The sequence below is a fragment of the Pseudomonas sp. SIMBA_068 genome (assembly GCF_046534705.1).
GTDB lineage: Bacteria > Pseudomonadota > Gammaproteobacteria > Pseudomonadales > Pseudomonadaceae > Aquipseudomonas > Aquipseudomonas putida.
In genome coordinates this window covers 1-247 of sequence record NZ_JAWRYI010001255.1, presented here as the reverse complement: position 1 = coordinate 247, position 247 = coordinate 1, and the positions used below count along the sequence as shown (strand labels likewise).

At 62.3% G+C, this 247-nt stretch carries 1 protein-coding gene; it reads right to left on the bottom strand.

Features of this window, described 5'->3' with window-relative positions; all coding sequences use genetic code 11:
- On the bottom strand, positions 1–247 hold a 247-nt coding region (locus SB756_RS33575; RefSeq protein ID WP_410913700.1), incomplete at both ends, for an aminotransferase class IV.

Sequence of the window (247 nt, the reverse complement as noted above, 5' to 3'; positions counted from 1 at the left end):
CAGTACCTGCGCCTGGGCCAAAACCTCAGCGCGCATGACCCCGGCAACCCCGCAACGATTCAGATCAGCGGTCAGCAACCCGCCGTCGCATACCAGGAACAGGTTGCTGAACACGCCTTCGATCACGCGACCGGACATATCCAGCATCAAACCTTCGGCATGCTCGGCGTCCTGCCACTCGGCGCGAGCGATCACCTGCTCCAGGCGGTTGAGGTGCTTGAGCCCTGCCAATAATGGCTGTTCGGCC